This is a genomic window from Alteromonas sp. ABM1_013, from assembly GCF_056160505.1.
On record NZ_JBSWXH010000001.1, the window covers coordinates 757,991 to 778,648 of the forward strand.

Annotated in this window: 19 protein-coding genes; all 19 read left to right on the forward strand. The window is 45.6% G+C overall.

Annotated features, from left to right (window positions below; genetic code table 11):
- Nucleotide 1 precedes the first annotated feature (1 nt).
- The 19 genes from ACXAGK_RS03180 to flhF all read left to right on the forward strand — a co-directional run bounded on the left by ACXAGK_RS03180 (nucleotide 2) and on the right by flhF (nucleotide 20,656).
- Complete coding sequence (locus ACXAGK_RS03180) at nucleotides 2-1,141, forward strand: sensor histidine kinase (protein ID WP_474854052.1); 1,140 nt, start codon at nucleotides 2-4, stop codon at nucleotides 1,139-1,141.
- A gap of 16 nt (nucleotides 1,142-1,157) precedes the next feature.
- Nucleotides 1,158-2,495, forward strand: a complete 1,338-nt coding sequence (locus tag ACXAGK_RS03185) for a sigma-54-dependent transcriptional regulator (protein WP_474854054.1) — start codon at nucleotides 1,158-1,160, stop codon at nucleotides 2,493-2,495.
- A 243-nt stretch (nucleotides 2,496-2,738) separates the two neighbouring features.
- Nucleotides 2,739-3,074: a flagellar hook-basal body complex protein FliE gene (gene fliE / locus ACXAGK_RS03190; RefSeq protein WP_474808213.1), complete on the forward strand. Its 336-nt coding sequence runs from the start codon at nucleotides 2,739-2,741 to the stop codon at nucleotides 3,072-3,074.
- A gap of 12 nt (nucleotides 3,075-3,086) precedes the next feature.
- Nucleotides 3,087-4,781: a flagellar basal-body MS-ring/collar protein FliF gene (gene fliF / locus ACXAGK_RS03195; RefSeq protein WP_474854057.1), complete on the forward strand. Its 1,695-nt coding sequence runs from the start codon at nucleotides 3,087-3,089 to the stop codon at nucleotides 4,779-4,781.
- A 12-nt stretch (nucleotides 4,782-4,793) separates the two neighbouring features.
- Nucleotides 4,794-5,834, forward strand: coding sequence for a flagellar motor switch protein FliG (gene fliG, locus ACXAGK_RS03200; protein ID WP_025254367.1), 1,041 nt, complete (start codon nucleotides 4,794-4,796; stop codon nucleotides 5,832-5,834).
- A 117-nt stretch (nucleotides 5,835-5,951) separates the two neighbouring features.
- On the forward strand, nucleotides 5,952-6,734 hold the full coding sequence (gene fliH, locus ACXAGK_RS03205; RefSeq protein ID WP_474854059.1) for a flagellar assembly protein FliH: 783 nt from the start codon (nucleotides 5,952-5,954) through the stop codon (nucleotides 6,732-6,734).
- Nucleotides 6,727-8,061 (forward strand): flagellar protein export ATPase FliI, encoded by a 1,335-nt coding sequence (gene fliI, locus ACXAGK_RS03210; RefSeq protein ID WP_474835006.1) that lies wholly within the window; start codon nucleotides 6,727-6,729, stop codon nucleotides 8,059-8,061. The genes fliH and fliI overlap by 8 nt, the downstream gene beginning before the upstream one ends.
- A 72-nt stretch (nucleotides 8,062-8,133) precedes the next feature.
- Nucleotides 8,134-8,580 carry a flagellar export protein FliJ gene (gene fliJ, locus ACXAGK_RS03215; protein ID WP_474831522.1) on the forward strand — a complete coding sequence of 149 codons (447 nt, stop codon included), beginning with the start codon at nucleotides 8,134-8,136 and terminating at the stop codon, nucleotides 8,578-8,580.
- Between the two features lie 350 nt (nucleotides 8,581-8,930).
- Nucleotides 8,931-11,246, forward strand: a complete 2,316-nt coding sequence (locus ACXAGK_RS03220; protein ID WP_474854061.1) for a flagellar hook-length control protein FliK — start codon at nucleotides 8,931-8,933, stop codon at nucleotides 11,244-11,246.
- Nucleotides 11,247-11,473: 227 nt separating this feature from the next.
- Nucleotides 11,474-12,013 (forward strand): flagellar basal body-associated protein FliL, encoded by a 540-nt coding sequence (gene fliL / locus ACXAGK_RS03225; protein WP_474854063.1) that lies wholly within the window; start codon nucleotides 11,474-11,476, stop codon nucleotides 12,011-12,013.
- A gap of 27 nt (nucleotides 12,014-12,040) precedes the next feature.
- Nucleotides 12,041-13,099 carry a flagellar motor switch protein FliM gene (gene fliM / locus ACXAGK_RS03230; RefSeq protein ID WP_014948638.1) on the forward strand — a complete coding sequence of 353 codons (1,059 nt, stop codon included), beginning with the start codon at nucleotides 12,041-12,043 and terminating at the stop codon, nucleotides 13,097-13,099.
- Nucleotides 13,100-13,116: 17 nt separating this feature from the next.
- Nucleotides 13,117-13,524: a flagellar motor switch protein FliN gene (gene fliN, locus ACXAGK_RS03235; protein ID WP_014948639.1), complete on the forward strand. Its 408-nt coding sequence runs from the start codon at nucleotides 13,117-13,119 to the stop codon at nucleotides 13,522-13,524.
- A gap of 28 nt (nucleotides 13,525-13,552) precedes the next feature.
- Entirely contained in the window at nucleotides 13,553-14,002 is a 450-nt protein-coding gene (gene fliO, locus ACXAGK_RS03240) for a flagellar biosynthetic protein FliO (protein WP_474854065.1), read from the forward strand.
- Nucleotides 13,995-14,750: a flagellar type III secretion system pore protein FliP gene (fliP, locus tag ACXAGK_RS03245; protein ID WP_474854067.1), complete on the forward strand. Its 756-nt coding sequence runs from the start codon at nucleotides 13,995-13,997 to the stop codon at nucleotides 14,748-14,750. The genes fliO and fliP overlap by 8 nt, the downstream gene beginning before the upstream one ends.
- Nucleotides 14,751-14,758: 8 nt before the next feature.
- The gene (fliQ, locus tag ACXAGK_RS03250) at nucleotides 14,759-15,028 is read left to right on the forward strand and encodes a flagellar biosynthesis protein FliQ (protein ID WP_474809266.1); all 270 of its coding nucleotides are present in this window, start codon (nucleotides 14,759-14,761) and stop codon (nucleotides 15,026-15,028) included.
- Between the two features lie 12 nt (nucleotides 15,029-15,040).
- Nucleotides 15,041-15,820 carry a flagellar biosynthetic protein FliR gene (fliR, locus tag ACXAGK_RS03255; RefSeq protein ID WP_474854069.1) on the forward strand — a complete coding sequence of 260 codons (780 nt, stop codon included), beginning with the start codon at nucleotides 15,041-15,043 and terminating at the stop codon, nucleotides 15,818-15,820.
- 6 nt (nucleotides 15,821-15,826) lie between these two features.
- Nucleotides 15,827-16,951, forward strand: a complete 1,125-nt coding sequence (flhB, locus tag ACXAGK_RS03260) for a flagellar biosynthesis protein FlhB (RefSeq protein ID WP_474854071.1) — start codon at nucleotides 15,827-15,829, stop codon at nucleotides 16,949-16,951.
- Nucleotides 16,952-17,117: 166 nt separating this feature from the next.
- A complete protein-coding gene (gene flhA / locus ACXAGK_RS03265; RefSeq protein ID WP_474854073.1) occupies nucleotides 17,118-19,217 on the forward strand; it encodes a flagellar biosynthesis protein FlhA in 2,100 nt (699 codons plus the stop codon).
- Between the two features lie 29 nt (nucleotides 19,218-19,246).
- Nucleotides 19,247-20,656, forward strand: coding sequence for a flagellar biosynthesis protein FlhF (gene flhF, locus ACXAGK_RS03270; protein WP_474854075.1), 1,410 nt, complete (start codon nucleotides 19,247-19,249; stop codon nucleotides 20,654-20,656).
- Nucleotides 20,657-20,658: the final 2 nt, after the last annotated feature.

Below are 20,658 nucleotides of genomic sequence, written 5' to 3' on the forward strand. Positions count from 1 at the left end.
TATGGCTTTCGACAGCACACAACAATCTACAGAGTATTTCGCATCTGCCTATGCACTTAACGGCGGCTCGGCGGTATCTCAAGATGATTATCAAACGTCGCAAAATGATGATATTGAATCACTGAGATTGCAGGCGAGTCGACTCGAACATTTACTTCAAGTGATGCCAGCGGGTGTTATTGTTATTGATGGAAAGGGCATTGTTCGCCAAGCCAACGAGCAGGCAAAAGCATTGTTAGGCGAACCGCTGGAAGAGGAAGTGTGGCGCAGTATTATTACTCGCTCTTTCAAGCCTCGCGCAGACGATGGTCATGAAGTATCGCTGGTTGATGGTAGACGAGTGAAGCTTTCAATTACCCCACTAGACAACGAGCCAGGTCAGCTAATTGTTATCACAGACCTAACTGAAACCCGTCAGCTGCAAGCTCGGGTTAGCCACATGCAACGGTTGTCTTCTCTTGGAAAAATGGTGGCATCCCTGGCCCATCAAATCAGAACTCCACTTTCTGCAGCCATGCTTTATGCGTCAAACTTAACGCGTAAAGGGTTAGGGGAAGAAGCACAAACACAATTTGCGAACAAACTAACAGACAGGCTTAAAGAGCTGGAAAGCCAGGTTAATGACATGCTGCTTTTTGCTAAATCTGGCGAAGAGCAAGTGGTAAGCAAAATTAGTCTCGCTGAATTATTCGGTGCCATTGAGGGGAATGCTCAAAGCATGACGGCTCAAGCGCAGCAAAAGCTAACGTTTTCAGGTTTTGAGCAAAACGCAGCAATAACTGGGAATTTAACTGCTCTTCAGGGGGCATTGTTAAATCTCATACATAATGCAAGCCAAGTCACCCCGAAAGGTGAGTGTGTACATGTCCAGGCATCGGTAAGCGATCAGCGTTTACATGTTTCAGTTATTGATAAAGGCCCAGGTGTACCAGAACGGTTAAAAACCAAAATCTTTGAACCCTTTTTTACAACTAAAACTCACGGTACCGGTTTGGGTCTTGCTGTGGTGAAGTCGGTGGTAAGTGCGCATAGCGGCGCACTCAATGTAATTGACGTACCCGAGGGCGGTGCCTGCTTTAGCGTGTCATTACCGTGCTCAGCGAATGCTAAAACCTCACAAACATTGACTCATGTCGCGTAAGTCATAGGAGAGAATAATGTCTAAAACTACCATACTAATTGTTGAAGATGACGCGGGTTTACGCGAGGCGCTCCTAGACACCCTGTTATTAGGTAACTACAACGTGATTGCAGCTGATTGTGCAGAAGAAGCGTTAATGATGCTGTCGTCTCAGAATGTAGACCTAGTGGTTAGCGATATACAAATGGGCGAAATGAGTGGCTTAACGTTGCTAAAAAGCATTAAAGCTAAATACCCTAATATGCCTGTGCTGTTAATGACGGCCTACGCCACCATTGATGATGCGGTTCAGGCGATGCGCGATGGCGCAACGGACTACCTTTCAAAGCCTTTTGCGCCAGAAGTATTGCTAAACTTAGTGGGGCGCTACGCCCCTGCACAAAAAATTGAATCACGTACGCCAATCGTAGCTGACCCTTCAAGTTTGAAGTTACTTGAGCTTTCGCGGAAAGTTGCGAAGTCTGAAGCTACCGTTATGGTGATGGGGCCAAGCGGGTCGGGTAAAGAAGTGCTGTCTCGCTATATTCACGACCAGTCACCGCGAAGCGATGCGCCTTTTGTTGCCATCAACTGTGCTGCTATTCCAGAAAATATGTTGGAAGCGACTTTGTTTGGTTACGAGAAAGGGGCTTTTACCGGTGCTATTCAGGCCTGTCCGGGTAAGTTCGAACAAGCCCAAGACGGCACCCTGTTACTTGATGAAATAACTGAGATGGATTTGGCACTGCAGGCTAAATTACTGCGTGTGTTACAAGAGCGTGAAGTAGAGCGCCTTGGTGGACGTAAAACCGTTAAACTTAATGTTCGAGTTATTGCCACGAGTAACCGAGATTTAAGAAAAGCAGTAGATGCCGGCGAATTCAGAGAAGACTTATACTACCGCTTAAACGTATTTCCTATTGAATGGCGCCCGCTATCGGAACGCCCAGGAGACATTGTTCCGCTTGCCGAGCATCTTGTTCAGCGTCACGCCAGTTCACAGGGTTTGGGTACCATCAGATTAAGTGCTGCTGCGCGCAATAAATTGTCGCAATATAGCTGGCCAGGAAACGTTCGAGAATTGGAGAACGTGGTTCAACGCGCGCTTATTCTTTGCGAAAACAATGAAATAGATGCCGGCGATTTAATGATTGACGAAGACATGTCGGCCCCGCTTGAAGTTGCACAAGAGCCGGTTGAAGATAACAAATTGGGCTCAGAGCTTCGTTATCAGGAGCACCAAATTATTCTTGATACCTTGGTATCTTGTAATGGTAAGCGCAAAGACGTAGCAGAAAAGCTAGGTATAAGCCCTCGTACCCTTCGTTATAAACTAGCGCGTATGCGTGAAGATGGTATTGAAGTACCAGCATAATACTGCTGTTTTGGATCTCTCGTTTCATCCCCGTTATCCGTCGCCTCTGAAGTAAAGAAGGCGGCGGTTTTTTGTTACTCCCTTCAAATCAAACGCCATAAATTTGGCTTACCCTCTCATTTGGTTGTTATCGTATTGAAATTTAAGGTTTTTTAAAGTTGGCAAGACCTTTGCTAGATCACTCTTATAGATTATGTATTCGCCGGTGTTCAGGCGGTTTTCAAAGAAACGCTAGGAGTGGTTATGGACGTTAAAGCCAATAGTTTGTATCAAGAAATGCAGAACATGATTGGGCAAACTCGTCTTCAAGTTAACGAGCCTCAGCAACAGCCGCTTAGTGAAGTTAATAGCTCGGCAAGCGAATTCTCGACCATGCTTAAGAACGCGGTAGATGGTGTAAACGGTATGCAGCTTGAGTCAAAAGATGCTCAACAGCGCTTTGAAATGGGCGACCCAAGTTTGAGCTTAGCCCAAGTCATGTTGACAAAAGAAAAGGCAGGCATTGCGTTTGAAGCGACTGTTCAGGTACGTAACAAAGTACTTGAAGCCTATAAAACAATAATGAACATGCCGGTCTAGGTGGAGTAGGTTATGGCTGAAGCAACAGGTACAAACCTTACGGTTCCTGATCAAAATCAAACAGCGGACAATGAGCCAGAGAATAAATCTGGTTTCATGGATACGTTAGGTAGCGCAGATATGATGCGCCAAATGGCCCTTGTGGTTGTTTTGGTCATTTGTGTGGCCATTGCTATCTTCATTCTTATTTGGTCACAAGAGCCTGACTATCGTCCCCTTGCTAAGATGGAGACCCAAGAGCTTATCGAAACCCTAGATTATATGGATGCGAATCAAATCGATTATAAGCTTGAAGGCAATACTGTTTATGTAAGAAGTGACGAATTCCAAAACATCCGTTTAGGCATGACCCGCCAAGGGTTAACTAAGGCCTCTGATGCCGGTACCGATATCATTATGCAGGATATGGGTTTTGGTGTAAGCCAGCGTGTTGAAATGGAACGTTTAAAACACGCCCGCGAGCAACAAATTGCGGCTACCATCGAAGATATCGCAAGTATTCAAAAAGCCCGTGTCTTGCTAGCTATGCCTAAAGAGAACGTTTTTGCGCGAAGAGAGAAAAAAGCGTCGGCAACCGTTGTGCTAACGGCTAAGCGCGGTGCCGTTATTGCTGGTGAAGAGGTTGATGCGGTCGTTGATATCGTGGCGTCTGCCGTACAAAACATGGAGCCGTCTAAAGTAACGGTAACTGACAGCAACGGTCGTCTGCTCAACTCAGGCTCGCAAGATTCAATGAGTGCCCGTGCCAGAAAAGAGTACGAAATTGAACGCCAGCGCGAGCAAGAGTATTTAGAAAAAATTGACGCTATATTGATTCCAGTTTTGGGCATAGGTAACTACACGGCGCAAGCTGACGTTACAATGGACTTCACGGCGATGGAGCAAACCCAGCGCAGCTACAACCCAGATTTACCTGCGGTTCGCAGTGAAATGATCGTCGAAGAGAACAGCGTGGGTGGCGGCGTGGGTGGTATTCCAGGTGCATTATCTAATCAGCCTCCGTTAGATTCTAATATTCCAGAAAATGCCGTGGGCGGTAGTCAGCAAACTATGCCTGGCCGCACAGCGAAAGAATCAACACGCAACTACGAACTTGATACCACTATCAGTCATACCAAGAAACAGACAGGGGTTATCCGCAGGTTGAGTGTGTCGGTTGCCGTAGACTACACCCAAGTTGCGGGTGAAGACGGCGCGATGACACCGACGCCGCGTAAACAAGAAGAAATTCTTAATATTCGCAGACTATTGCAGGGCGGTATTGGCTTTGACGTTACCCGCGGCGATTCGCTAGAAGTGGTTAGCGTACCCTTTACTCGTATGGATGCAGGCGAAATTGAAGATGCGCCTTTGTGGGAACAGCCTGGTTTTCTGCCAATTCTTAAGCTAGTTGTTGGTGGCTTGGTTATAATAGTACTTATCATCTTTGTGATTCGACCTATGCTGCGTCGTCTTATCAACCCAGATGAGTCTAACGAGGCAGATGAATTTGATGCTGATGAAGGCTTAGACTTAGGCGATGACACAATTAGCATGTTAACGTCTGACTTTGACGAAGGACAGGTAGGCTTTGCGCCAGATGGCTCACTTATGCTACCTGACTTGCACAAAGACGAAGATGTACTTAAAGCCGTACGTGCCCTAGTGGCCAATGAACCAGAATTATCAGCCCAGGTAGTTAAGGGCTGGTTAATGCAAGACGAGTAGTGAGATAAGATTATGGCTGAAGAACTTGCCAATGTTGAAGAACCGTCATACGACGTCAGTAAATTAGAAGGCGTAGAAAAAGCTGCCATCTTACTACTTAGCTTATCTGAAGAAGATGCGGCGCAGATATTAAAGCACCTTGAACCAAAACAAGTGCAAAAGCTGGGTTCTGAAATGGCGAAAGTGGACGATATGACGCAAACCAAAATTACGTCAGTTCACAAACACTTCATTGAAGAGATTCAGAACTACAGCACTATTGGCTTCCAGAGCCAAGACTTTGTTAAACGAGCGCTAACTGCGGCCTTAGGTGAAGATAAGGCGGCAAACCTAATCGATCAGATCCTAATGGGCAGTGGCGCAAAAGGTCTAGATTCACTGAAATGGATGGACTCTAAGCAGGTGGCGAGCATTATTCGTAACGAACACCCGCAGATCCAAACCATTGTACTGTCTTATCTAGAGCCTGAGCAAAGCGCTGAAATTTTGGCGCAATTCCCAGAAAAAGTACGTCTTGATCTGTTGATGCGTATTGCGAATCTAGAAGAGGTTCAGCCAGCAGCATTGCAAGAACTAAACGAAATTATGGAGAAGCAGTTCGCTGGTCAAGCGGGAACGCAAGCGGCGAAAATGGGCGGCTTGAAGTCTGCGGCGAACATCATGAACTACTTGGATACCGCGATAGAAGGCCAGCTAATGGACGCTATTCGCGAGCAAGACGAAGAGATGAGTCAGCAAATTCAGGACCTTATGTTTGTCTTCGACAATTTGGTCGATGTAGACGACAAAGGCATTCAGGCAATATTGCGCGAAGTGCAGCAAGATGCGCTGCTTAAGGCCATTAAGGGTGCAGACGAAGAGCTTAAAGATAAAATTATGCGCAATATGTCTAAGCGTGCTGCTGAAATGCTTGGCGATGACTTGGAAGCTCTTGGCCCTGTTCGTATCAGTGAAGTGGAAACCGCACAAAAAGAAATTCTTTCTGTTGCCCGTCGACTTTCTGACTCAGGTGAAATCATGCTTGGCGGCGGTGGCGGTGAAGAGTTCTTGTAAGCGCTCTGATGCCCTTAGCGCTGTAGCTGAGGTAGAACCAAGTCTCGTAATAAAGAACTTTGTAATAAAGAGCCTTGTAATAAATAGCCTCGTAATAAAACGTCTCTGGTAAAAAACATGTCTGGTAATAAAAATTTCAGTGAAAACGAAATAAACGAAGCTAAAGCGTGGGATCTACCTTTTGTCGATGATCCAAGGGCATCTAAAAAAGACGAGACAACCAATGCACTGAACATACGGTCAGATTGGAAGTATGAGCCCCCTGAAGTTGAAGAAGAAATCAAGCCTCCTACTGCTGAAGAGATAGAAGCTATTCGCCAGGCTGCCTATGATGAAGGTTTTCAGGAAGGCAAGGAAAAAGGTTTTGAAGAAGGTAAAGCTGAAGGTCTTGAAACAGGCTTGGCCGAAGGTAAAGAGCAAGGTCATAACGAAGGTTTGGAACAAGGTTTAGAAGAAGGTCGCCAGCAAATGGCAACCCAAGCCGAAGTGTGGCAAATGCTTGCTGAAAAATTCCACGACCCACTATCGCAAGCTAACGATGAAACCCGTGACCAGTTGGTTAAACTTGCCGTAACACTTGCAAAAGCTGTGATTAAAACAGAAGTTAGCACTAACCAACAGGTGATACTTCAAGCGTTAAGCGAAGGCATTAAGGCGTTACCCATTAATCAAGCAGACTATCAAATTCACATGAACCCAGACGATATTGAATTGGTAAAAGCGCATTTCGGCGACGAAGAAATTGCCAAAAAAGGGTGGAGTTTGGTTGAAGCCCCAGCAATGGAACGTGGCGGTTGCGATATTACCACTGCACAAAACGCTGTAGATGTGTCTGTTGAGCGCCGGTGTCGTAACGTTATAGATAAATTTTTACTAAACCAAGGTTTGTCAGATGACTAGCCCTTGGCATTCGCATTTTGAATCCCTCACAAAACAGGTTTCTTCTCCGCCGGTTGTTGCTGCCGGCAAGTTAGTTCGTGGTATCGGTTTAACTCTCGAAGCGGTGGGGTGTCAGCTACCCGTTGGTAGTCAGTGTTTAGTGCAAACTATAGAAGGTGAAATAGAAGCTGAAGTGGTTGGTTTTGGCGATGATATAACCTATTTAATGCCCACCGAAGCGGTGCGCGGTATTGTGCCTGGAAGCCGCGTGATGCCGTTAAACCGACAAAGTGGTTTGCCAGTAGGTATGGGGCTTTTAGGGCGTGTGGTAGATGGCAATGGTCAGCCCCTTGACGGTTTAGGTGAGATAAATGCCGAAGCCCGGGCGCCAACAACTAGACCGCCAATGAACCCGCTTATTCGCCGGCCAATAAACGCACCTATGGATGTCGGCGTACGCGCCATTAACGCACTCAATACGGTTGGTGTAGGTCAGCGTATGGGGCTTTTCGCAGGAAGTGGGGTAGGTAAAAGTGTGTTATTGGGCATGATGACCCGGGGCTGTGAAGCCGATGTGGTTGTTGTAGGGCTTGTCGGAGAGCGTGGCCGAGAAGTAAAAGAATTTATTCATGAAATCCTAACAGAAGAAGAGCGCAAACGTGCAGTTGTAGTGGCTGCACCTGCTGATACTTCACCGCTTATGCGCTTAAAGGGTTGTGAAACTGCAGTCACCATTGCTGAATATTTTCGCGATAAAGGCATGAAAGTGCTGTTGCTCATTGATTCCTTAACCCGTTATGCCATGGCGCAGCGCGAAATTGCGCTAGCGGTAGGGGAACCTCCTGCAACAAAAGGCTATCCGCCATCTGTGTTTGCTCGGCTACCTGCATTAGTTGAACGAGCTGGTAATGGCAGCGAGCGTCAAGGCTCTATCACTGCCTTTTATACGGTACTCACCGAAGGGGACGATTTGCAAGACCCCATAGCAGATGCTGCTCGTGCAATTTTAGACGGTCACGTGGTCTTATCTCGAACCCTTGCTGATAGCGGTCATTACCCCGCAATTGATATTGAAGCGTCGATAAGCCGTGTAATGCCTATGGTTGTTAGTGAAGAGCATCAACTTATGGCTCGTCGTATTCGCCAGGTTTACTCAAACTACAAACAAAACCAAGACCTTATTTCTATTGGCGCTTATGCTAAAGGGTCAGACCCACGTATAGATTTAGCCATTCGTGCAGAGCCCGCTATCAATGCTTTGTTGCAGCAAGGAATGAAGCAAGTCATTCCTTATGACGAATGCCTAGAAGGTATGGCAGCCCTCGCCAAAGGGTTAGGGCAGGGATGATGACTTTTTTAGCAAAAAGTAATAGAACGCTCTTGAAGAAGAAGTCAGAATTTTTGAGTAAGGGCGCTAAAAATGTCTAAACAACTAGAGCGTCTAGCCGAGTTTGAGCGAGAAAAAGAGCAGCGAGAAGCCCAGTATTACCAGCAGGCTCAGCAGAACGTTAATCAGCAAAAGCAAAAACTAACTAGCCTTGAGCAGTATCGCATTGATTATATCAAAGGTATTCAACAAACCGGTCAAGCCGGCGTTACGGCTACCTATTATCAACAACACTTATCCTTTGTTGGAAAATTAGATAAAGCGTGTGAACAGCAAATGCAAGTGATTGCTCGCGCACAAATGGCAGCGGACCAGCGCAAGCAAATATGGCTAAAGCAGCAGCAGAAAGTCAAAGCCGTTACCTTGTTGCTTGATAAGAAAAAATTGGCTGAACAGAAAAAAGAAGCCAAAGCCGAGCAGGCCATGATGGATGAATTTGCCACACAACGATTTTTCAGAGCTAAGCGCTCTCCTTTCTAATAAATAGTATGTTCTCAAGCCACTTTGGCTCAACCCTTGCTAAATCAATATGAAATGTAACAGCGCGCCTTAGTTTTAATGCAATGGTTATTACGCTCTAACAGTGTTTGTTTGAAGTTTTACACTTATTACAAAGTATGAAATTCAACGAAAGCGAGCATAAAACCTAATGCCAAACGATAGCCATAAAGGTTATCTGCGTAGAGCTAAGTGATTGAAATTTAGATAAGCGTTGGTGGGTTTGCGATTTACTTCTCTCGGTCTGTATAAAAATAACGCCCAGTGATTGATTCGCATCACATAACGTCTTTTTGGTGAAAGACGAGATAAATGTAGGACGGTAGGACAATATGCAACAAGTTGCCGCACATAAAACAGACATTGCCGCATTACCTTTTTCTGCTTCTAGCACAGCTAAAGCGGTTGAAACAGGTATTGGTACGCAACAGCAAGCGAATAGCGAAAACAACCAAGCATTTAATCGACTTTACCAGGAAGCAAAGTCAAGCAAATCAGATTTTGTTTTAAATGACAAAGAGACATTTAACTCTCAGTCTCGGGATAGAAGCCGTTCGACCAGCTCATCTGCTAATACTTCAGTTACTAATGAAACGGTAAAGAAGGGAAAAGACCGGGATGCGGGCCATACCGATCTTCCTGTTGATAAGAAAGTGACAGACAATCCAGCAGAGTCTGCGCCCAGTACAAAAGAAGAAAATGCTGCGACTGCCCAAAAAGATATTGCCGAAGCTATAGAAGCGCATGGCAACTCAGACGGTGAAGAAAAGACCAGTTTGAAAGCAGATGACGCTGAAGGTGATATTGAGCAAAAAGCGGTAACCGAAGCACAGTTTGTTATTGGAGAAGGTGGCAAAAAAGATGCTGAGGCAGGCGTTATTACCACACCAGGTACGCCTGATGGAAAGCCGGACAAGACTGATGAGGAACCAGACTGGGTAGCTTATGTAGAGACCGTAGCCGATCGTTTTGGAAAGGCTGCTCATAAAGAGCAAACTGAAGGAAGATCGGATAGCAGAACAGTTAATGGTATTTCAGCAGCTTCGGACGAGACGGTTAATGTTCTTTCTGTAAAAGAAAACGGAAAGCTTTGGAAGATCCCAGACGGTGTTGATGCCAGCGACGCGCCCTCGGTGATGGCGCATCTACTTTCTCAGCTTAATGGTGACAGCAAAGAGGGCGAAATCGCCATAGAATCCCTTTCGACTGACGCACAACAAACACTGAGTGCTTTAACCGCACTACTGCTCGGCGCTGAAAGTGAGCAGAGTGGTGCCGGCAGCGAACAAGATAGTGCCGACAGCGAACAAAATAGTGCTAACGGCGAAGCAAACGTTGAGCAATCGCAAATCCTTGCCAATGATAAGTTAGATTCAAATGCCAGTGAACTTTCAGCGCTAATTGCACAACTCATGCAGCAAAAAGAAAGCGATAACAATGTAGTGCGAAGCTTGGGCGAGGATGCAGGGAAAACGCTGACAAATAGTACAAACGCATTAGATGAGTCTGTTGTGTTAAGTCTGTTATCTGATGAGCTTAAAGCGATACAGCAATTATCTTCAGATGAAGCCAGCCCCCAGTTAGAAGCATTGTATTCTGACGCAACCACTGACATAGCCGCTGAAGTAGCCATTGCCGGAGCAGGTATGGAAAATGGTGATGTAAATACTAACGGGGCAGACAAAAATAAGGTAACTGACAAAGCACCAGTGATGAATATCCAAAGTGCTATACCTCCAAACAATGGCTTTGAAATGACCGGTGATCCACAAAGCGACTTATTAACTGCATTAAGTGAACTTTCCCCACAAACTGCACAAAAAGCTACCGAGGCATTTGCTGAACGTGTAGTTACAGTAATGCCAAGTGGTGCACAACAACAAGCTGTGAAGGCAAATATCATTGCCGGTATTAATGAATTTCAGCAACAAGTTCAGCAAGGTAGAGAGCCTGGCATTGATTTGTCGGCTATTGTGACTGATGCCGCCAAAGAGGCAGCAGTAAATACCGAAGTTATTGCTTCGATGACTGCCAGGGTCGATAGCCAGGCGAGTCAGTTTCTTAACTTGATGACGCAAACACAGGCCAGCGCGCAACAAGCTATCGCAGGTTTGGTAGGACAAACCGATACGGTGATGCAAGAAAACTCACAGCTTCGCGCTGAAGCGTCAAAATCTCAGCAGCAGTTTGAAGGCTTTGATAAAGCGGTCAACATTCATAAGCCAGAAGGCCAGCAGCAGCTAAATGAAAAAATTCGCTGGATGGTTAACGCGCGCAATACCATGGCTGAAATTCGACTTGATCCGCCGGAAATGGGCAGTATGCAGGTTCGGGTGAACGTTGCAGGTGACGCAGCAAGCGTAAGCTTTGTTGTGCAATCTCAACAAGCAAAGGAAGCGCTAGCCGATGCCATGCCTAAATTACGAGATATGCTTTCTGATCAAGGCATTGAGTTAGGTGATGCTGAAGTAAGAAAAGATAATTCGTCAGGTAACGAAAATGGCCAGCAACTTGCAAACGATAATAGCAGAGGAAATGGCACCGGAAACCGTGGAGAAAATGACGGTTTAGACGACATGGGTGAAACGCGGATTATTGAGCAATCAGTGACGCGGGCGGCCAAGGGTGGAATTGATTTCTACGCTTAAAATTAAGCATAACTATTATCAATAGGTAGCATGGTGAGATTATTTTAAGACTGCTATGTTTGATGTATTCGGTGGCGTCTGATTAAACAGGACGATGTAACGCCGAACATTAGCAATTGAGGGCTGCTGTTACAGTATCAGACTTGTGTTGATACGAATTATGGCATTGCCATTTGCGATGGAACATTGATAATACGTTTTTTCTTAATATTACTGATGAGTTACACATGGCTGATGAAGAGTTACAGGTAGAAGAAGGCGGTAAGAAGAAAGGCAAAATGATGTTGATCATCATTATCGCTGTGGTTCTTGTAGGCGGCGGGGCTGCCGCTTATTTCTTGCTTTTCGCGGGTGGCGATGAGCCTGCGGCCGAGGAATTGGCAGAAGCTGATGCAGCTGCAGCTGCTGCAAGCGCGCCGGCAGCGAGTTCAGGTAACGCTGAAATAGGTACGGCACTTTATGTTGCTATGCCAAGACCTTTCGTTTTTAACGTGCCGGGTTCGGGAAGAGACCGACTGGTTCAGATAAAAGTGCAGCTGCTTGTGCGTGGTTCGGACAACGAAGAACTGGCCAAAACACATATTCCGCTAATCGAAGGGACATTACTTCAGGCGTTTAGTACGTCAAATGCGGACGACTTGGTCACAGAAGCGGGTAAAATTGAGCTTCGCGAGCAGGCGGTAACCGAAGTGCAGAAAGCATTAAAAGACATTACGGGCAGCGATGTAGTTGAGCGCGTATTGTTTACTGGGTTCGTCATGCAGTAATGCATTGACCAAGTAAGGTAGAAGACGGTGAGTGATTTATTATCTCAAGATGAAATCGATGCCCTATTACACGGGGTAGATGATGTAGAAGAAGAAGAGGTTGGCGGTAGCGACTCTGATGCTTCTACGCTCGAGTACGACTTCTCCTCGCAAGACAGAATTGTGCGTGGGCGTATGCCTACGCTTGAAATCGTTAATGAACGTTTCGCACGTCACATGCGTGTGAGTTTGTTTAACATGATGCGACGATCAGCTGAAGTATCGATTAACGGTATTCAGATGATCAAGTTTGGCGAATACATTCACACGTTATTCGTTCCAACGAGTTTGAACATGGTGCGTTTCCGTCCGCTTAAAGGCACGGGACTTATCACCATGGAAGCCCGCTTGGTATTTATTCTGGTAGACAACTTCTTTGGCGGTGATGGACGTTATCATGCGAAGATTGAGGGCCGAGAGTTTACGCCTACCGAGCGCCGTATTATCCAGATGCTGCTTAAAATAATCTTTGAAGATTATAAAGAAGCCTGGGCACCGGTCATGGATGTGTCGTTTGAATATTTGGACTCAGAAGTTAACCCTGCGATGGCGAACATTGTTAGCCCGACCGAGGTTGTAGTTATTAGCTCGTTTCATATCGAGCTAGATGGTGGCGGTGGCGACTTCCACGTGTCTTTACCATACTCAATGCTAGAGCCAATTCGCGAACTGCTTGATGCGGGTGTTCAAAGCGATAAAGAAGATACAGACTTACGTTGGAGTAAGGCCCTTCGTGATGAAATCATGGACGTTAAAGTAGCGTTAACTACGCATATGCTAGATGTGGATGTACCGCTTCGCGATGTGATGGAGTTTAAACCTGGCGATATCATCCCTGTTGAGATGCCAGAAACTATCACAGTGTTAATTGAAGATTTACCCACGTTCAGGGCTAAGTTAGGTCGCAGTCGCGACAATTTGGCGCTGAAAATTGTAGAGAAGATTGCAAGACCGACTTCAGTGAAGTCTGAGCTACAGTTATTAACCCGCGGTGGGCGCATTATTGATAATGACGCAGAACTGCAAGTACTCGAAGAAGACCTGTAAGGTAAAGGGGAGTTCCCATGAGTGAAGACGGTATGGACGATTGGGCTGCGGCAATGGCCGAACAAGCCGAATCTGAAGCGGAACAAGAGGCTGGCGATAACGAAGACGTACAAGTTGCTGAACTTGACGAGCTAACAGATGATGCGCCAATTACGCAAGAAGAGAAGAAAAAGCTAGATACCATTCTAGATATTCCAGTGACTATTTCGATGGAAGTCGGTCGTAGTCAAATTAGTATCCGAAATCTGCTACAGTTGAACCAGGGTTCTGTGGTGGAACTGGATCGTGTTGCCGGTGAGCCACTAGATGTATTAGTTAATGGCACGTTGATTGCTCATGGCGAAGTAGTAGTGGTCAACGACAAATTCGGTATTCGATTAACGGATGTTATTAGTCAAATTGAGAGAATCAAGAAGCTCAGATAAAACTTCTTATAAAGTAAGGGGTTGCGCAATGCTGCCCCTTTTATTTAGCCAGATAGCTGTCGCACAGTCGACCCAGTCAATCACCAATCCCACGTCGGTACTGTCAATTTTTCTTTCTTTACTTGTCGTTGTTGGCGTCATTTTCGCTCTCGCTTATGTGATGCGTCGATTTAATGTCACTGCGATGGGTGGAAATCAAATGAAAGTCGCGGCCAGCATGGTTGTTGGCACAAAAGAAAAAATCATGGTGATTCAGGTAGGTGAAGAGCAGCACCTCATTGGTGTTACCAGTCACAACATCTCTCATTTAAGCAAATTAGATAAGAATCTAGATGTGCCTGTGAAAGGTGTGAACAAAACCACAGGCGAGCAACAAAATGGTGCCGATGCTTTTAAACAAAAGCTTGTAGCTGCCATGGCTGGAAAGCTTAACCCCAGCTTAGAAAAAGAAAAAAAGGAAGAGTCGAAAGATGCGTAAGTTTGCCTGGCTACTTTTCATACTACCATTATTGCTGCTTGTGGAGCCTGTTTATGCTCAGCAGGGGATTTCTGCAGTAACGGTAACAACCAATCAAGATGGTTCGCAAGATTACACAATGACGCTTCAAGCGCTGTTTATCATGACAGCGCTAAGCCTTATCCCTGCGTTTATCATGATGATGACCTCGTTCACCCGTATTATCGTGGTACTGTCTATTCTGCGCCAAGCTATTGGCTTACAGCAATCACCATCAAATCAGATATTAATTGGCGTTAGTTTGTTTCTATCTATGTTTATTATGGCGCCAGTGTTTGAAGAGGTGAATGAGCGAGCCTTGCAGCCATACCTTAACGAGCAACTCACCAGCTTAGATGCGTTAGAGCAAGCCAAAGGTCCTATGCGCGCATTTATGCTTTCCCAAACACGGGTAAAAGACCTAGAAACATTTGTACGAATAGCCGGAGATGAAGGAAAATACGCCGATACTAATGAAGTACCGCTAACTATCCTCATTCCAGCATTTGTAACCAGTGAGCTTAAAACCGCGTTTCAAATTGGTTTTATGCTGTTTATTCCTTTTCTCATAATTGACTTGGTGGTCGCATCTATATTGATGGCCATGGGTATGATGATGCTCTCTCCCATGATTGTATCTTTGCCGTTTAAACTTATGCTATTCGTATTGGTTGATGGCTGGAACCTAATTTTCGGAACGTTGGCGACCAGCTTCGGTATGGGCGTCTAGGAGGGCTTATGTCACCAGAAGTCTTTGTAGAAATACTGCGAGAAGCCATGTTCATGGTTATTGTGTTGGTATCTGCGGTGATTGTTCCAAGCTTGATCGTAGGTCTAGTTGTTGCTGTTTTTCAAGCAGCCACCAGTATCAACGAACAGACCATGAGTTTCTTGCCCCGCTTGCTTGTTACGCTTCTCGCGCTGAGTTGGGGCGGAAACTGGTTGGTGCAAAAGCTTATGGACTTTACTTTCAGAATGGTTGATATGATCCCTCAAGTTGTGGGATAGAAGGCTAAAGCTGTGGAAGTCGAACTCGCGACCATCAATCAATTTCTTGCGGACATGCTGCTGCCGTTTATGCGTATTAGCGGCTTATTCGTGGCCATGATTGGCTTGAGTGCTAAATCCATTCCGCCGCAGGTAAGAGCCTTGTTGGGTATAATGCTCACGCTCATTATCATGCCGGTAGTGCCCCCGTCACCCATAGAAAATATGGTGGATGTGGGCACATTTTTAATCGTTATTCAGCAGTTGCTAATAGGCATTGCTATTGGTTTTATATCAATGATGGTACTCAATACCTTCGTGCTTGCAGGTCAAATTATAGCAATGCAAACCGGTTTGGGGTTTGCGTCAATCGTTGACCCGGTAAACGGTATTAACGTGCCCGCAGTCGGCCAGTTTTATCTGATACTAGCGACCTTATTGTTTTGGACCTTGGATGGACATTTGTCCATGATACAAATGATCGTCATGAGCTTTGAGGCGTTTCCTATAGGCGAAGCATGGTGGACCGGTGAACAGTTCCGCGATATTGCCCATTGGGCCGGCTGGATGTTTATATCGGCAGTGACCCTCTCCCTTGCGCCAATCGTCTCGCTGCTTATCGTGAACTTGGCGTTTGGCGTAATGACCAAAGCTGCACCACAGCTAAACATTTTTAGTATTGGTTTTTCCATTGCTCAGGTAATGGGATTACTGATTATTTGGATAACACTTGATAACTTTACTGCACACTTCGAAACCCAATGGTTTAGAGCCGAACAGTTTATGTGTGAACTATTGAATATTTGTTCGTAGGAAAACATGGCAGATTCAAGCGAAAAAACAGAAGACCCCACGGGGAAAAAACTCGAAGATGCCCGAAAAAAAGGGCAGCTAGCTCGTTCCCGTGAACTCTCTACGACCCTAGTACTTATCGTCAGTGCTTTTATGTTCTTGTTTGTGGGCGGGTGGATTGCTGAATCTGTTTTTAAACTTACTCAGAGAATGTTCATTCTCTCTCGTGACGAAACCTATGATATTACCCACATGTTTGGCGCATGGGGTGAAGCCTTTTCGGCAGTAGGTCCTGCCGTTGTGCTATACATGGTCGTAGCAATGATCGCGGGTATCTATGGTTCTATTGCGCTTGGCGGTTTTAACTTTACCTGGGAAGGTGCAAAACCTAAGGGTTCAAAAATGAGCCCCATTCAAGGCTTCAAACGCATGTTTGGCACGAATGGCTTGGTAGAGTTACTTAAGTCTATTGCAAAAGTGGTGGTCATAATTGGTATGGCTATCGGAGCGTTACTGTTCTTCGAAGATGAAGCGCTGCATTTAGATATGGAGCTATATCCGGGAAACATCTTTCACGCGCTCGACATGCTTAAGTGGGCGTTTCTTATTTTGGTGTGCGGCATGATCCCTATCGCGCTCATTGATGTGCCTTATCAAATGTATAAGCACAACAAAGAAATGAAAATGACCAAGCAAGAGGTAAAAGACGAAAGGAAAAATGCGGAAGGCGACCCTATGGTTAAAGGCCGAATTCGCCGCTTGCAGTATCAGGCGGCAACCAAGCGCATGATGCAGGAAGTACCTCAGGCAGACGTGGTAGTAACCAACCCGACTCACTTTTCAGTAGCGATTAAGTATGATGAACAGGGCGTAAGAGCACCTGTTGTGGTGGCAAAAGGGGCTGATGAATTGGCCATGCATATCAGAAAAATTGCTACCGCCAATAACGTACCCTTAATACCTTCTCCTGTACTTGCTCGTGCCATCTTTTATTCGACAGAAGTCGACGATGAAATTCCGAACGCCTTATTTATGGCGGTAGCACAGGTGCTAGCACACGTTTATCAGCTTAAAGCGCATAGGGCAGGGAAGGGGAAGCGTCCTAAGCCACTTAAACGGGATTTGCCTATTCCTCCAGAATACCGTCGCTAAGTATCTATATTTCTGGTTTTTTTAGGGGCCTATTTATATCTTCTGCATACTCTTTAGCTCTATTGGTGTACTTAAATGCCGCTTCGTACAAAGCTGGCACGTTAGTTGAAAACTCTAATGAAGATTTACATAAAGCGTCAATTTTCTGATAGAGAGACACCCAGCCATGCAGTTATCCGGTTATCTTCAGCGATTCGATAAAAATCAGCTGCAAAATTTTACCAGTGGTTTAGGCGCGCCTATTGTCCTTTTGGCAATCATGGGAATGGTAATACTACCCATGCCGCCGTTTTTACTCGACGTATTGTTCAGCTTTAATATTGCGCTCTCTCTCGTCATTATTTTGGTGGCAGTATTAACTCAAAAGCCTGTCGATTTCGGCATATTTCCTCTAGTACTATTGATAGCGACGGTTTTGCGACTTGCATTGAATGTCGCCTCTACTCGCGTTGTATTACTGTACGGCCACGAAGGGGGAGATGCGGCAGGTAAAGTGATTGAAGCCTTCGGTGCGGTTGTTATCGGTGGTAACTATGCTGTAGGTATTGTTGTCTTCGCTATCCTTCTTATTATTAACTTCAAGGTAGTAACCGCAGGTGCGGGACGTATTTCAGAAGTAAGTGCTCGCTTTACCTTGGATGCTATGCCAGGTAAGCAAATGGCAATTGACGCTGATTTAAATGCAGGCTATATCGATCAAGACCAGGCGCGTCAGCGTCGCGAAGAAATAACCGCAGAGGCTGACTTTTACGGGTCGATGGACGGTGCATCAAAGTTTGTAAAAGGCGATGCGGTTGCTGGCCTTTTTATTATGCTTATCAATATTGTTGGCGGCTTATTCATAGGCATGATTCAGCACGGTCTTTCATTTGGAAATGCGATAGAAATTTACACTATTTTGACCATTGGTGATGGTTTGGTGGCGCAGATACCTTCATTGCTACTTTCGGTAGCAACGGCGATTATCGTTACTCGAGAAAACGAAACCCAAGAAATGGGTAAAGAGATCCGTGGTCAGCTAGGAAATAATCAAGCGCTTTATATTGCATCAGGCGTGCTTTTCGTCATGGGTATCATCCCGGGTATGCCTCATATCGCATTCTTGGGTTTTTCATTTTTGATTGCGGGCTTTGCATATTGGCAGACAGTTCAAGCTAAGAAGAAAGCTGAAGAACCTCAATTGCCAGAGAACATTTCAAAAGATGAAACTGTTGCACCTGAAGTTAAAGAGCTGGGATGGGACGACGTTCAGCAGGTGGATACCATTGGTTTAGAAGTGGGCTATCGCTTAATTCCGCTTGTTGATAAAACTCAAGGTGGTGAGTTGTTGACACGAATTAAAGGCGTACGTAAGAAACTATCGCAAGAGCTGGGTTTCCTTATTCCACCTGTTCATATACGCGACAATTTAGACTTAGAGCCTAACACTTATACCATCGCTATGCTCGGCGTCACAATTGGCGATTCCGTTATAAGTCACGACGAAGAGCTTGCCATTAACCCAGGGCAAGTGTTTGGCAAGCTAGAGGGGCGGGCTACTAAAGACCCTGCTTTCGGGCTAGATGCGGTTTGGATTAAACCTAATAAGCGCGAGCACGCGCAAACGCTTGGATACACGGTTGTTGATGCCGCTACGGTTGTTGCGACTCATCTAAGTCAGTTACTTTCAAATAACGCCTATCAGTTACTTGGGCATGAAGAAGCGCAACAGCTTCTAGATATGCTGGCCAAACAGCACCCTAAATTGGTCGAAGGTTTGGTGCCCGATATTCTGCCGCTTAGTACCGTTGTGAAAGTGCTGCAAACCTTACTATTTGAAGGCGTGCCTATTCGCGATATGCGCACCATCGTGCAAACGCTTAGCGAGTACGGCACACGGAGCCAAGACCCAGATGTATTGGTGTCTGCGGTGCGTATAGCACTCAAACGTTTAATCGTTCAGGAAATTACTCAGGGGGCAAAAGAGATACCTGTCATAACCTTGGCGCCAGAGTTGGAACAGATGTTGCACCAGTCTCTTCAAGCAGGTGGCGAAGACGGTGCTGGTATAGAGCCAGGTCTGGCAGACAAGCTGCAGAAATCATTGCAGCAAGCCAGTCAGCAGCAAGAGTTAGAGGGAGAACCTGCAGTACTCCTTACCTCAGGCATGCTACGACCCGTTCTGTCTCGCTTCTTAAAGTATTCTGTTGTTGGGCTGCATGTTCTTTCATACCAAGAAGTGCCTGACGACAAACAAATAAAAATAGTCAGTTCGGTCGGTCAATAATCTGACACTGGGTGATTGGAGAGGTTGCAATGAAAATTAGACGTTTCTTCGGCAAAGATATGCGTGAGGCGCTAAGCCAAGTTAAAGCTGAGTTGGGCAGTGATGCAGTGATCATGTCAAATCGCAAAGTTGCTGACGGTATCGAGCTTGTAGCAGCCTACGACAAAGAGCCTGAAGCCAAGCTTTTCACGCCTAAGGCGACACCACAGACCGCTGCCAAAACGCCTGGCCAAAAGGCTGTGCCTAGCTTAAGTGAAATTATTGGCGACGATGGCCCTGATAGCTTAAAAGCCTTGCTGGAAAAGCAGCATGGTGGAAACACAGTGGCAGGTAGTTCTGCACAACCAGCACAGCCAATGTCAGCGAACGCTAAGCACGCCAACGAAATTGCATCTCACTTAGATTTTTCAGAAGCGTTTATCGACGACCTTGAAACACAGTCACCAGCACAAGATGCTATCGAGCAACAGACTTTTCCTGAGCATCAAGCGTCAAGTATGGGTGAAACTCCTGTATCCCAGTCTGCTGAACTAGCTCAAATCAAAGAAGAGTTAGCTTCACTTCGCGACGTATTGCAGTATCAAGTTGCAGACCTAATGGAAGCGAAGAACAAGCGTCAAAAACCTGTTCATCAATACTTGGTCACGCGATTAACCGATATGGGTTTGAGTAGTGCACTAGCAACTCAGCTGATTAGCTATACACCGGCTCATTACAACGAACGTGACGCGTGGGTATATCTTCTTAACCTATTGGCTAATCGCATAAATGTTACCGGAAACGATATACTAAGCTCACAAGGTGCCGTTGCATTAGTCGGGCCTACTGGTACAGGTAAAACAACCACGGTTGCAAAGTTGGCCGCCCGCTACGCGCAAAAATACGGTGCAGAATCGGTAGCTATGATAACTATTGATACGTATAGAATTGCAGCCTATGAGCAACTAGCGACATACGGAAAAATTATTGGCTGTACTGTGCGAAAAGCGCAAACTAGTGAAGAACTCGCAGATTTATTGTTCCAACTTCGTCATAAGCGACTAGTATTGATTGATACAGCAGGTTTTAGTCAGCGTGATAGTCGATTAATTAAGCAAATTAAGCAGTTCGACAATGGCCAAATGCCAAAAGTTAAAAAATATTTGGTAGCGCAAGCCAATACGCAATATCCGGCTTTGCAGAGAATCATTCAAGCGTATGACGATATTGAACTAAGTGGCTGTATTTTCACAAAGTTAGATGAGTGCTACTCTTTAGGAGAGGTACTTAGTGCAGCGGTTGAATACCAACTACCGGTTAGTTATGTCACCGATGGTCAAAAAGTGCCTGAAGACATTAAGATTGCAGAAGCGAAATCTTTAGTTTCCGCTGCTGCAAAGCTTTATAAAAAGTACGGTTTGAATCATACTAGTGGTAACAACGCAATTAAAACAGCATAAGC